The sequence below is a fragment of the Streptomyces sp. NPDC090445 genome (genome assembly GCF_044769385.1).
Classification (GTDB): domain Bacteria; phylum Actinomycetota; class Actinomycetes; order Streptomycetales; family Streptomycetaceae; genus Streptomyces.
Map to the genome: position 1 here is coordinate 1 of NZ_JBIVXV010000045.1, position 13,209 is coordinate 13,209.

General features: G+C 70.6%; 9 protein-coding genes and 1 pseudogene. 3 read left to right on the forward strand and 7 right to left on the reverse strand.

The features are described from left to right. Positions 1-619: 619 nt before the first annotated feature. Entirely contained in the window at positions 620-1,051 is a 432-nt protein-coding gene (locus ACIQUT_RS38210) for a VOC family protein (protein ID WP_403570091.1), read from the reverse strand. A 110-nt stretch (positions 1,052-1,161) separates the two neighbouring features. Here ACIQUT_RS38210 and ACIQUT_RS38215 point away from each other — a divergent pair, with 110 nt between their 5' ends. Next, the gene (locus tag ACIQUT_RS38215; protein WP_403570093.1) at positions 1,162-2,151 is read left to right on the forward strand and encodes a helix-turn-helix transcriptional regulator; all 990 of its coding nucleotides are present in this window, start codon (positions 1,162-1,164) and stop codon (positions 2,149-2,151) included. Positions 2,152-2,608: 457 nt separating this feature from the next. Further along, positions 2,609-3,502 (forward strand): methyltransferase domain-containing protein, encoded by an 894-nt coding sequence (locus ACIQUT_RS38220; RefSeq protein WP_403570095.1) that lies wholly within the window; start codon positions 2,609-2,611, stop codon positions 3,500-3,502. A gap of 33 nt (positions 3,503-3,535) precedes the next feature. Here ACIQUT_RS38220 and ACIQUT_RS38225 read toward each other — a convergent pair whose 3' ends face one another. From ACIQUT_RS38225 to ACIQUT_RS38250, 6 genes and pseudogenes are all read right to left on the reverse strand, one after another. Further along, positions 3,536-4,156 carry a hypothetical protein gene (locus ACIQUT_RS38225; protein WP_403570154.1) on the reverse strand — a complete coding sequence of 207 codons (621 nt, stop codon included), beginning with the start codon at positions 4,154-4,156 and terminating at the stop codon, positions 3,536-3,538. Between the two features lie 186 nt (positions 4,157-4,342). Further along, positions 4,343-5,770, reverse strand: a complete 1,428-nt coding sequence (rox, locus tag ACIQUT_RS38230) for a rifampin monooxygenase (RefSeq protein ID WP_403570140.1) — start codon at positions 5,768-5,770, stop codon at positions 4,343-4,345. A 786-nt stretch (positions 5,771-6,556) separates the two neighbouring features. Next, positions 6,557-6,760, reverse strand: a pseudogene (locus tag ACIQUT_RS38235) (transposase); the annotation flags it as partial. Between the two features lie 103 nt (positions 6,761-6,863). Continuing rightward, a complete protein-coding gene (locus ACIQUT_RS38240) occupies positions 6,864-7,106 on the reverse strand; it encodes a hypothetical protein (protein ID WP_403570097.1) in 243 nt (80 codons plus the stop codon). A gap of 449 nt (positions 7,107-7,555) precedes the next feature. Beyond that, positions 7,556-8,401 carry a hypothetical protein gene (locus ACIQUT_RS38245; RefSeq protein ID WP_403570098.1) on the reverse strand — a complete coding sequence of 282 codons (846 nt, stop codon included), beginning with the start codon at positions 8,399-8,401 and terminating at the stop codon, positions 7,556-7,558. Between the two features lie 1,007 nt (positions 8,402-9,408). Continuing rightward, positions 9,409-10,644 (reverse strand): PP2C family protein-serine/threonine phosphatase, encoded by a 1,236-nt coding sequence (locus ACIQUT_RS38250; protein ID WP_403570100.1) that lies wholly within the window; start codon positions 10,642-10,644, stop codon positions 9,409-9,411. Positions 10,645-11,402: 758 nt separating this feature from the next. Here ACIQUT_RS38250 and ACIQUT_RS38255 point away from each other — a divergent pair. Further along, positions 11,403-13,205 carry an amino acid transporter gene (locus tag ACIQUT_RS38255; RefSeq protein WP_403570142.1) on the forward strand — a complete coding sequence of 601 codons (1,803 nt, stop codon included), beginning with the start codon at positions 11,403-11,405 and terminating at the stop codon, positions 13,203-13,205. The last annotated feature ends 4 nt before the right edge of the window (positions 13,206-13,209 follow it).

Consider the following 13,209-nt stretch of genomic DNA (forward strand, 5'->3'; position numbering starts at 1 on the left):
AGCCCCGACGAATACGAACGCCGACACCACAGCGTTAAACTCACGCTCGCCGCGTGATCAATCCCCGCGTGCCCACCTTCACGGGGGAAGGCCCGGCCTCTACTCCCGTGGAGGCCGCCTCGGCTACGCCCGTGTCTCGACTCGAACGCAGGAGATCCCGTCGCAGATCGCCTCGATGGAAGCCTCAGGGGTGCACCGCCTGTTCCAGGAACGCATCAGCATCCGCGTGTGGGAGCAGCCGAGATGAAGGCCGCCACCATGCCCGCCGCGAGGGTCGCCCTCATCGTGCACGAGATGAAACGGCTCCCCCGCGGCTTCCTCCTGACCGGGCTGGTCACAGCCGCGAGCGTCTCCGGCAACGCCGGAGGCATCCAGGTGCTCTCACGGATCGTGAACGCCCACCCGAGCGTGACCGAGGCATGGGCCGATACCGGCTACGCGCGCCTTGGAGGACGACTCCTCCAAGACAAAGAACTCCTGACGCGGCGGGGCCGCGCCACGAAGGCCTGGCTCACGCTCCAGGGGGGGTGGGGCGGGCTCGGGCCGGTGTCGGACTCGTGGCCGTGCCCCGTGCCCCGCGCCCGTCGCGTTTCACCAGGGGCCCGGGGACCCGGGGACTTCAGGATTCCCGGGTGAGCGACCGTTCCCGGCCCGGGCGTGCGAACTTCTCGATGGCGGCCGGGGTGACGGGGGTGAAGAAGTTGACGAGGTTGCCGTCGGGGTCACGCAACAGCAGCGACCGGTTGCCCCAGGGCATCGTGGTGGGCCCGTTGACGAAGTCCGTGACGAAGCCGGTCAGGTTCCGGTGGACGCGGTCCACGTCATCGACGAGGAACTCGGTGATCACACTGTGGTTGTCCGCCGCGCGGGCGCAGCCCGGGGCGAACAGCGGGACGGTGCAGGTGCCGGCGATCGCGAGGGTGGCGCCCCCGGTCCTGAGCTCGGCGAAGTCCTCGGTGGCCCATGTCGCCCGAGCCCCTGTGGCCCGCTCGTAGAACGCGACGAGGCGCGCCACGTCGCCGGTGATGATGCGGATCGAGACGAAGTCCACGGGAATCTCCTTGGCCTGCCAGAGGCGGAAGTGGAAGCGGAGGCGTACGCGTCGCAGGCTAGTAGAAATAGTGGACAGAATCGGTCCTGTATCCGGGCTAGTCTGCAGGCATGCCCCGACCGACCGCCCGCGTACTGACTCTCCTGGAGCTGCTGCAGTCGGGCGGCACCCGGACGGTGGCCGAACTCGCCGACCGGCTCGGCGTCGAGGGGCGCACCGTGCGCCGGTACGTGGAACAGCTGATCGACCTGGACGTGCCCGTGGAATCGGTGCGCGGCCGCTACGGCGGGTACCGGCTCGCCCCCGGCTACCGCCTTCCTCCGCTCATGCTCAGCGACGACGAGGCGCTGGCCGTGCTCCTCGGCCTCGTCGTCGGCCGCCGAGCAGGGCTGCCGAGGACGGAGCACACGGCGAGCGAGACGGCTTCGGCCAAGATCCGACGGGTGCTGCCCAAGCGCACCGCCCGTCGACTCGACACGCTCCTGGACGCCCTCGCCTTCACCGACCAGCCCGACGACGTCGACATCCCGGACTCCGAGGTCCTGCTCACCATCGCCGACGCGGTGCGTCACGGCCGACCGGTCTCGATCCGCTACACCGACCGCGACGGACGGCGCAGCGAACGCACACTGCACGCGTACGGGGTCGTCGCCCACGCGGGCCGCTGGTACGTCACGGGTAAGGACGCCCGGATCGACGAGGACCGGACCTTCCGGCTCGACCGCATCACGGACGCACGGACCCTGCCCGGCACCTTCGAGGCGCCCGCCGACACCGATCCGGCGCGGCGCGTACTGTCGGGGTTCGCGACGGCCCCGTACCGGCACGAGGTGACCTTGCGGATCAACGCGACGGCCGAACAGATCCGCGCCCACCTTCCCGCCAGCGTCGCGCGCATGGAGGAGTACGAGCCCATGACGGGCGAGGCCCGGCCCGGCGAACGCTGGCTGCGCGTCGAGCTGCGGGCAGAGCGGCTCGACTGGCTGCCTCCGGTACTCGCCTCCCTCGACCGGCCGTTCGTCATCGAGCGCCCCGAGGAACTACGCACCCTCGTCACCGCGCTCGCCGATCGCCTCGCGTCCTGCGCCCGCAGGGCCTGACTTCGAGGCGGCACCGCCTCATCTCCCGATCTCCGGTCTCCCGGCCGCGCTTCTCGGCCCGCAGGCTCCCACCTCCGCTCGTTCGCCGCGTCCTCGTGCCTGAGCGTCACGCGTACCCTCCCCACCACGGCCGACCACGGGAGGCCGTCTTCCATGGCCGAGGCGGCTCCGGCCGACATCCGCCCTCGTGCTTCGCGCGCACGTGTTCCCCGAGCGTCGTGTGTTCGATGTCAGTCAGCCGGGCCCGTGCCAGGGTCCGGTCGATAGACCGCTCTGGGCATCGCCTCCATCAACGGATGGATAGGCCACAACGGCGAGCTGCCCGGCTACGAGACCATCGTCGTCCGGCTCTCGCAGGACGGCGTGACCCAGGTGATCGTGGTCAACTCCGATGTCGACGGGAAGTTCGGCAAATACATCGTGGCGCTGGTGGCCCGGGAAGGTTGACCATGTAGTCATGACCTCCTCGCCCCGCCCGCCGCATGTCGGCGGCCGACCGGATCCGACAGGCGGGACTACCGCGCTCGGTGGAGGGTCTCCTCCCGCCCGCGGGTACCTGCTGGACAACGCGCGCGCCGAGGCGGGCGAGCGATTCGTTTGGCTGGCCGAGCTGTTCGACGGTGTGACGCGCGGCCACTTCGAACGACTGGGGGTCAGGGCCGGCTCGCGCTGCTGGGAAGTGGGGGCCGGTGGCCCCAGTATCCCGGAGGCGCTCGCCGCGGCCGTCGGTCCCACCGGGCACGTGCTGGCCACGGACATCGACCCGTCGTGGCTGAAGGCAGGGGACGGGTACGAGGTACGCCAGCACGACATCGCCTCTGATCCGCCCCCGGAACCGGGGACGTTCGACCTGGTGCACGCCCGGCTCGTACTGGTCCATGTACCCGACCGGGCTCGCGCGTTGGCCACGATGGCGGCGGCGCTACGGCCCGGCGGCTGGCTGCTCGTCGAGGACGCCGACACCGCTCTGCAGCCACTGGCATGCCTGGACGACAGCGGCCCTGCGCAGCGGCGGGCCAACCGGCTGCGCGACGCGGTCCGGGAGCTGCTGACGCGCCGCGGCGCGGACCTGCGCTACGGCCGGACACTGCCGCGGGCATTGCGTGAGGCCGGCTTGGCAGATGTCGCCGCGGCGGGCTCTTTCCCGGTCGGCGGGCTGGCCTGCGACCGGCTGGAGGCGGCGACCATCCGGCACGTGCGCGGCGAGCTGCTCGCGGCCGGCCTGGCCGACGACGCCGAGATCGACGCGCACCTGGTCGCCGTCCACGCGGGAAGACTCGACCTGACACTCGCGCCGCTGATCTCGGCCTGGGGACGCCGTCCAGCCGAGCACCCTCCGGCACTCGGTTAGGTCCTGTGTGATGTCGTGATCATTCGGCGGCCTTCAGGAGGTCGTCGATCCAGATCGTTGTGGCCCGGAGGTGGAGGCCGGCGAGGCAGCTGCCGGGCGAATTGTCGTCGCGGGTAGCGATCCCCCGGCAGGCAGCCGCGCCGGATCCACCGTTCGCGTCGCCTTTGCCGTGCGTCGACTCCGGCGGGACAGCACGGTGGCCGGCACGAGGAGCACCGCGCCGAGGAAGAAGTAGCCGTTGATCACCATGGTCTTCCAGAAATCCCATGACCCCGTGTCAACGGCCTCCTTCTCCATCCCGAGCAGGCCGTGCGGAGTGAGTCCCGTCGCCGTGGTGATGTTCTCGACGAGGCCGGGCACGCCCCGCACCGTCAGTACCGCGCAGCCGATCCACAAGGGCGCGCGAACCAGCCAGGACGGCGCACGTCGGCCCCACGGTTTGACCGTGGCCAGCACGCACACCACGCCGACGACCGACATGAGGACAATGAGGGCGTCGTAGGAGAGGAAGAGCCACACCGGAGTGCCGTCGTCGGGACCCATCGTGTCCTCGTACATGACGCCCATCTGCACGTGCCACACGAAGCTCACCACCAACCAGGCGACGGCCGCGTATGCCCAGCGGAGGAGAGTTTTCCCGGGTTCGGATTGCATGGCCTCGACGCTACGAGCCGGGACGTGGACGAGGCGTCGGCCCGAAGGAGGAGCGCCTCCGCCGCACGGGGGAGGGCGGGGTGAGGCCGTCCGCGGTCGAACGCAACGAAGAAGGCCGGCCACCGGGCGGCGAGGCCGGCGGCGCCGCGGGCGCGGGCGGCGGCTCGGCGCTGCAACGCCAAATGGTCAATGCAGTGCACACCCGAACCACGTGGGCAGCCGGGCGAGCAGGTCCTGCTGGTCCTCGCCGACCCACGCCACGTGGCCGTCGGGCCGCAACAGTACGGCAGGCACCTGCAGTTCCTCGCTGGCGTCGACCACGTGGTCAACCCGGTCCTCCCAGCCCGCCACCGACAGCCGGCCGGTCTGGTCGAGCAGCAGCCCGCGGCCGCCGTGCATCAGCTCGTAGAGGCGCCCCCGCTTCAGGGTGAAGTCCCGCAGCCGCCGGCCGAGCAGCTCGTGTCCTTCGCCGAAGTCGTAGCGGACCCCGATCGCGGTGATCTTCTCGATCAGGTGCCGGTTCACCTCCTCGAAGGCCATCAGTTCCGCCAGCAGCCGGCGCACGGCCTGCGGGCCCGGCTCGGTGGACATCAGCTCCATCTGCGCGCGGGTGTTGGCCAGTACGTCGGCGGCCACCGGGTGCCGTTCCGCCTGGTAACTGTCCAGCAGCCCCGCCGGCGCCCAGCCGCCGACCTCCGCGGCCAGCTTCCAGCCCAGGTTGAAGGCGTCCTGGAGGCCCAGGTTGAGCCCCTGGCCACCGGCCGGTGGGTGCACGTGCGCCGCGTCGCCCGCCAGCAGCACCCGGCCCACCCGGTAGCGCTCGGCCTGCCGGGTCGCATCGCCGAAGCGGGAGAGCCAGCGCGGCGAGTGCACACCGAAGTCGGTGCCGGCGACCACCCGCAGTTGCTGCCTGAACTCCTCCAGGGTCGGCGGGACCGTACGGCCCTCCGACACCCCCTCGGCAGGCACGACCAGGCGGTACACCCCCTCGCCGAGGGGCACGGCGCCGAACCGCACCTGGGTCTTGCGGACCTCGGCCACCGAGACCATCAGCGTCTCCTGCGGTATGGCCACCCTCATCTCGCCCAGCAGCGTCTCGAACCTGGCCGGCTCGCCGGGAAAACCGACACCGAGCAACTTGCGCACGGTACTGCGGCCGCCGTCGCAACCGACGAGGTAGCGCGAGCGCAGCCGGCTGCCGTCGGCCAGCTCCGCGGTCACCCCTTCCTCGTCCTGGCTCAGCCCGACCAGGGCTCGGCCGCGCCGGATCTCGACGCCGAGCTCGACGGCGCGCTCGGTCAGCAGCCGGTCGGTGACGGGCTGCTGGATGGCGAGGACGTACGAGTGCGCGGTATCCAGATCGGCGGGCCACGGCCTGTCGATGCCGGCGAAGAAACCCCCGACCGCGAACTGCTGCCCCAGCGGCAGGAACCGCTCCAGCAGACCGCGCTGATCCAGTACCTCGACGCTGCGCGCATGCAGGCCGAGCGCACGGACCACCCCGGTCGGCTCCGTGTCCCTCTCCAGTACGACCACACGCACGCCGTGCAGTCGCAATTCGGCGGCCAGCATCAAGCCGGTCGGTCCACCACCGGCAATGATCACATCAAACATGAATCCCCCATTCGGCGACGCTGCGTGCCTAAATGGCCCGCACTCCGCGGATCCCTGGTTTTCGGCAGGTTCCGGCGTCGGTCGGAGATTCTGCAGCACGACCAGGGTCTTGCCGCAAGGCCCCCGGTGCGCTATATGTTGAGAGTGGCAAGGAGTGGGAAACCTCTTTGCCTTTGCCATTTCCAGGCCGGGGAACCACTTGTCGCCGGTCGAGGCCGTCGCCACTGGGCCCGGACCCGTCGACAAGGGACAAGCATGACGTCCGCGTACGGGGCGCGGACCAGGCTGGAAAAGGGTGCCGGTTGCTGCACCCCTCGGGCGGACCATGAAAGGGAGTTGCGGCCCGCATCGGCGCCGGACCTCCTGGGTCCCGTGGAAGGTCCGTACGCCCCACGCGGTACGTACGCCCCACGCCCGCAGCCGCCGACGGAAGCCGTGGAGCCGGGCGATGGTCCGTTCCACGACCGGTAGACGCCGAGGCCGGAGCCGCGCGGTACGCCACGGCGGGCGACCACGGGTTCGACTCCCGTCGCCCAGACCAGGCGGCGGTACGTGTCGTGGTCGTAGCCGCGGTCGGCCAGGAGTGTGTCGGGTCGTCTGCGGGGCCGGCCGACCGGGCTGGGCCCACTTTGGGCCCCGCCGAGCGGCCCGGACGTGGGAGGAGTCGATCACCGCCCGCGACCGGTCCGGCTTCTTCGCGACCCGCAGCCTCTTCAGCAGCGCCAGGTGCAGTTGGACCCACACACCGGCTTCGTTCCAGGCGGCCAAACGCCGCCAGCAGGTCATTCCAGAACCGACGCCGAGCTCCTGCGGCACGTGCTCCCACTGGGTGCCAGTGGGCAAGATGAACAGGATCCCGCACGGGGCTTGCCGGTCTGGCACCCGCGGTCGAACCTCCACCTGCTTCGGTGCCGGCTCAGGCAGCAACGGCTCGATCAGCGACCACAGTTCATCCGACACGATGCACGACCGCGGCTGACGTTTCCCCACGGCCGGACCAACGGCTACCCGAACCGAAAGTCATATGATCAACGGCGCTTCTGTTAGGGCCTCTACCTGAGCAAGGCTGGTCAGCCCTGAGTACCTTGCCGCCTCAGTCCTCGTCCGTGGCGACGACGACCACGGCACGCCCGTTGCCGATTCCCACGACGGCCGCGTCGAAGGTGGCCCCGGTGACCGGTGTCCACGTGACGTTGCCGAGGGCCGACTCCCGGTAGGCGGCGTGGCCGTTGGCACGCCAGTCGGCGTCCGGTCCCAACAGCTCCGCCAGCCGCATGCCGAGGTCGGCATCAGGCCCCAGATCGTATGCCGTGGGCTTCTCGAACGACAGCTTCACGGTTCTCCTTCGGCTCGGGCCTGTAGTGGATTGTGATCACCGGTGGTCCGGGTGAGGTCTTTGATCCAGATCATGGAGGCGCTGAGATGGAGCCCGGCGAGGTAGATCTCGGGGGCGGTGTCCAAGAATCATGCTTGCCACGTCAGTCGTAGCAACTCTCCTACACCCAGGTGACCGCGGTGGCGCCGCACCGGGTGGTTCGCTCCCCGCTCTCGACGTTCCAACTCTCCCCTGAGACAGCCGCCGCGGTCGACCCGATCCGTCCAGAACCCTGGCGGCCCGCGAACAGGAGCAGGCCCTGGTGACTCGTAGCGCAGAACCGCGGCAGGTAGCGCCTCCGGCGACTCTGCCGTACCTGCCCCGCTCCTGAGGAGGAAACCGGCCGGTGGTCCGTCGCGTCTTCCGCCGCTGAGGCACTCCACCCGGGTGGGACGAGGCAGCCCGTAGGGTCAGGGCGGGGTGATGCGGGACAGTAGCGTCCGGACCGCGGCGATGCGGGGGTGGGTCGGGTGCAGGTAGCGCTCGCAGGCCGCCAGAGCCCGGCCGGCTTCCGCCTGGGCCTCGCCACTGCGGCCGAGGGCGTGCAGGGCGGTGGCCCTGTGGAGCTCCAGTTTCCCGGCGGCGTGCGGCGGTTCGGGAAGGGCCTCCCCCGACTCGGCCAGCGCCTCCTCGTGCCGCCCCTGACCTGACAGGCTGCGGACCAACAGGATCCGGAGGGCGCGTACGGCGTCGTCGTCGGCACGCGGCAGGGCTGCGCGGGCGATCGCCTCCGACTCCTCGTAGCAGTCCTGCGCGCACAGGGCGTGCCCGAGGCAGATCAGCGCGTTCAGTTCGAGCTGCTGGTCCCCGGCGCGGTGCGCCCGCCGCGCCAGGGCGCTCAGGACGTCTCGGGCTTCCGCCTCCGCTTCGGCGGGCCGTTCCGCGTCGATGAGCACGAAAGCGCGGTTCAGGCGAGCGGGCAGCAACAGGGCACGGTGGAGGTCGTACGTCTGCTCGGCCTCTGCGATCAGCGCCTCGAATTCGGTCAAGACCGACGGCTCTTGACGTCCGTGTGCGCGAGCCGCAAGGGCGGCGACGTAGGTGGCGTACCAGACGGTGCCCGGTCGGCGGTCCCGTCCCCTCCGGCTCCGCCGGGCCGCGACGAGGACTCGTGCCCGTGCCTCGGCATCCTCGAACCGGCCCTCGTCCATCAGCGCGTAGGCCTCGTCGAGAGCAGCAAGGTGCCACGGGGCCGGGGCGCCACCCGCCCATCCCACCCAGGAGGTGGCCTTCCTCACTCGTTCGAGGTACGTCATAACAGGAGAGGGTACGTGCGCGCCGGGGATGGGGGGTCGGCGGGCCCGACTGCCCGGCTCGCCCCTCTTGGAGGGCCGTCTTCGGATCCGGCCCGCGGCCTCGGCCGAAGCCGCCTGATCGGGCGCCACCCGGTCGCAACCGCGGGGACAGAGGGGCCGGCTGGCGCACGGGGGCGATCGGTGCACATGTGTCGGTGCTGGTGGCGGTGCCAGGGGCGATGGCGTACGGCGTGAGCGCCAACACTGCGGTACGGAGCACGACGACCAGGGTGAGCAGCAGGACGGTGTAGAGCGCGTCGCCGCCGTACTTGGCCACGGTCCCGGTCGCCAAGGCCCTGAGCCCCAGCCCCAGCCCCAAGCCCCAAGCCCCAAGCCCCAAGCCCCAAGCCCCAAGCCGACGGTGACCGCCGCCGCGCCGGCTGCCGCCAGACGGATCCGTACCGGGTGGGCGCCGGCATGATCACGGGTTCCGGATATCAGGCTCGCAGGGCCATACTGCCAGCCGGCCTCCCGGCCGTGCGCGAGCCCCTCGCCGAACTCGGGGTATGCGGCGGTCCTGGCCGGAGGACCACTTCGCGATCTCCGTGGTCGCCCTGCTCCTGGAGCGGTGCACAGTCACCCGCACGACGGCGATGACCCGCAACTCCTTCGCCCATCACAGCTTCCCCGTCCACTCCGGCGGCGTTGCCCTCAGGGCTTGGTCCACGCCCCGGAGGTCGCCCATGTCACGGCCGAGACCTTCAAGGAGCGGACCGGCTCGGATAACCGGGCCAAGACCCTGCCGCACTTCGCTCCTTCCTCCGCGAACACGCGCGCGCCAGAGGACCTCCAGAGCAGCACACCGGTCACGTCGCGCACGGGGCGATCCACCGCAGCCCCGCCCCGGTCGCGTTGCTGCCCCTGGACTGACCGGCGGAACAGAGTCGCTGGTGTGCGCGATCGATTCACCGACCGCGCTGTGTGGCTGGGCCCGCAACGCGGAGGAGTGATCCCGCTGTCGCGTGCTGTCAGAGGCGGACGGCGATCAGTGCGATGTCGTCGCGGGCGCCGCCGGCGACGCCGAGTCGGGCCAGGACGGCGTCCGCGAGGCGTTCGGGGTTCAGGCTGGCATGGCGGGCGAGGGCGTCGGTGAGCTGCTGCAGGCCGACATCGATGTCCCGGTCGCGGCGTTCGATGAGGCCGTCCGTATACAGCACCAGGTAGTCGCCCGGTGCGTAAGGTACGGCGGCTTGCGGGCGCGGGACGTGGTCGGGGCGCGCGCCCAGGGGAGGGTCGGTGGCCTGGTCCAGCAGGTCGCAGGTGCCGTCGGGGTGCAGCAGGACGGGCGGCGGGTGGCCGGCACTGCTGTAGGCGATCTGGTGGCGGCTGGTGTCGACGACGGCCTGGACGGCGGTGGTGGCGAGCGCCCCTTCCACGGAGCGGGAGTACAGGCCGAGCACCTCCAACGACCTGGCCGGTTCGGGCAGGGCTCTGACGGCGGCGCTCAGCGCGCTGCGGAGCATGCCCATGACGGTGGCGGCTTCCAGGCCGTGGCCCACGACGTCTCCGACGGCGACGGCGAATGCGCCGTCGGGCAGATCGACGACGTCGTACCAGTCGCCACACACGTTCAGCGATCCGACCGCCGGCACGTAGCGCACCGCGATATCGGGGTGCCGGTCCAGGTCGGGCGAGTGCAGCATGGCTTCCTGCAGGGTGACGGCGACCTGGCGTTCCCGGGCGTGTGCCTGCCGCAGCTCCTCGTTCAGTCTCTGCAGCTCCCGGGCCCGCGCGTACAGCTCGGCCTCGATCACCTCCCGGCGGCCCAGGGGTCCTCCTGCGTGGCCGGGCGGGCGGGAGCGGACGAACTCGGTTACGTCCTCCACCCGGTGGATGATCCATGCCACCTGTCCGTCAGGCCCGAGAACGGGGGTGTTGATCGGCGACCACCACCGCTCCTCGAACGTCCAGGCCCGGGACGGCACCGGGATGTCGTACTTCTGCACCGCCATCGTGTCCGGCTGCCTCGACTGCAGGACACGGTGCAGCGAGGCGTTCAGGTTCCGCACGCCGTCTGCGTGCGCGTCCGCCGGATTGTCAGGGAAGGCGTCGAACACGTACAGACCGACCAGGTCCTGTCGGCTCCGGCCGGTGGCCTGCAGGTATGCCTCGTTGACGTCGACGATCACCAGACCTGGATCCAGCACCAGATACGGACTGGGCGTCGCCACGAACAACGCCTTGTAGTCAATGTTCGGTTCCACGGGCGTCGCCCCCGTCCTTTCCCCTGCTCAACGAAGACGGCGCCCGTTCCGCGGGGCGTCCTACCGGATGATTGTCCCAGGGCGGACCGGGCTGCACTCGATGAGCCGGTCGCCCAGCCCGGCCCTGACCACGTGCGCCGGCACGAAGGCCCCGTCTTCGGGAGACCAGCGCTTTCCGTGGTTTCTCGAAGCCCGACCAGCAGCAGGGGCGGAAGCGGCTCCGGACGTCGGCAGTGCGCGCAAGGATCCGCCGGGTCGGCCGGTCTCCGCTGCTGCGAGGTGCGTACTGCGGTGATTCGGTCTCGGAGATCTGCGATGCCGAGGCCAAGGCCGCCGGTGACTTCCGAGATGCAGGTGCTCGGGATTCGGGAGGCCAGTCTGTCGGCGTCCTCGTCCCGTGCACCTTGGAGCGGCGTCCCGGTGCGGAGGATGGCCCTGGCCTGGGCTGCGGCATCGTCGACGAGGGCGTGCAAGTGTTCGATGACGGGGTGCGAAAGGGGAAGGCCGTGACCGGGCCGGAGCGGCGCGGGGCCTGCGGGCCCACCGCTCCCGCCCCAGGATCGGGCGAGGGGCTTTTGCGGCGCCGCCAGTCGCCACACGAACGGCGTGTCCTGAAGGGACTGCGCGGTGCGGGACCGGTCCGGCGGCAGCCGCATGCTCGATGCTTCTCCCAGGCCCGGCTGGTGGGCTTGACGCAGGGGCTCGACAGGCCGGGAAAAGGTTTGGTGGGGGCTATGAGGGACGCGGGCCGGTCGGGGATGCCGGAGGTGGTGGACAGCCCTGCCTCGCGGGCCGAACCGTCCGGCGGGCTGGCACGGTGGATGCTGCGGCACCAGGTTCAGCCGGTGGGGCCTGCTGCGGACGAGGGGCATGCCGAGCCGCACGCCTGGTGGAAGGTGATGTGCCTGACCGGAGTGGACTATTTCTCCAGCCTGGCCTACGTGCCTGCGATCGCCGCCCTCGCCGCAGGGGCGGTCTCGCCGCTGGCGACGCTGCTGATCGTGGCGCTGACCCTGCTGGGCATGCTCCCCATGTACCGGCGGGTGGCGCAGGAAAGCCCGCACGGCGCCGGGTCGGTGGCGATGCTGGAGGACCTGCTGCCGTTCTGGCGGGGCAAGCTGTTCGTGCTGGTCCTGCTCGGCTTCGTCGCCACCTCGTGGATCATCACCATCACCCTCTCCACCGCCGACGCTTCCGTCCACGTGGTCGAGAACCCCTTCTTCCCGGCAGTCCTGCACGGGCACGAGGTCGCCCTCACCATCGCACTGCTGCTGGTGCTCGGCGGGGTGTTCCTGCTGGGCTTCAGCGAAGCGGTCAGCGTGGCCATCCCGCTGGTCGCCGTCTTCCTCGCGCTCAATGCGGTCGTCATCGGCGTCAGTCTGGTCGATGTGTTCACCACACCTGGGGCCTGGTCGGCGTGGACGCATGCCGTCGTCGAAGGCGGAGGCGGCTTCGGCGACGTGATGGGACCGGCGCTGCTGGCCTTTCCGCTGCTGGTATTGGGCCTGTCCGGGTTCGAGACCGGTGTGAGCATGATGCCGCTCCTCGCCGCCGAAGGCGCCGATGCCGAGCAGCGGCTGCGTTCCCGGATCCGCAACACCCGCAGACTGCTGACCACTGCCGCGCTCATCATGAGCGTCTACCTGCTGAGCGCGAGCTTCGTCACCACCCTCCTCATCCCGCACGAGGAGTTCGAACCCGGCGGCGCCGCCAACGGCCGCGCCCTGGCATGGCTGGCCCACGAGCACGTCGGAGAAGGCTTCGGCACCGTCTACGACATCAGCACCATCCTGATCCTGTGGTTCGCCGGCGCCTCCGCCATGGCGGGCCTGGTCAACATCGTGCCCCGCTACCTGCCCGACTACGGAATGGCCCCTGAGTGGGGACGCGCCGTCCGCCCGGTCGTGATCGTCTACACCGTCGTGTGCATCCTGATCACGATCGTGTTCAACGCCGACGTCGACGAGCAGGCCGGCGCCTACGCCACCGGCATCCTGGCCATGATGGTCTCCGGAGCGTTCGCCGTCACCGTCTCGGCGGCCCGCCACCGCCGGCGATCGGCCACCGTCGGCTTCGCCGTGCTCACCACGGTCCTGCTCTACGCGCTGGTCGCCAACATCATCGACAAGCCCGACGGCATCGTCATCTCAGCCTTCTTCATCGCCGGCATCATCCTGGTATCGCTGATCTCCCGCGTCTCACGCACCACCGAGCTACGCGCCGACCGCATCGTCTTCGACGCCAACGCCCGCCGGTTCATCGGTGCGCACCACGTGCTGGACGAACATCGTGCGGCTGGCCAGGACACCTGGCGATACCCGTATCAGGGGCGGCAGCAGGACGGCGAAGAGCAGCAGGCCGAGGCCGAGCCACAGGAACGCTCGCGGCCAGCGGACCGAGCCGGCAGCCGCGTCGACGGCCAGCAGTGCCGAGACGAGGAGCCCGGCCACGAGGACCGCGGTACGGCGTTCACCGCCCCGGTGGGCGTCGTGAACGGCAATGGCGCCGGAGGCAGTGAACGCCCTAGAAAGCAAGCGCCGCGTCACGACCGGCCCGCTTGAGCCG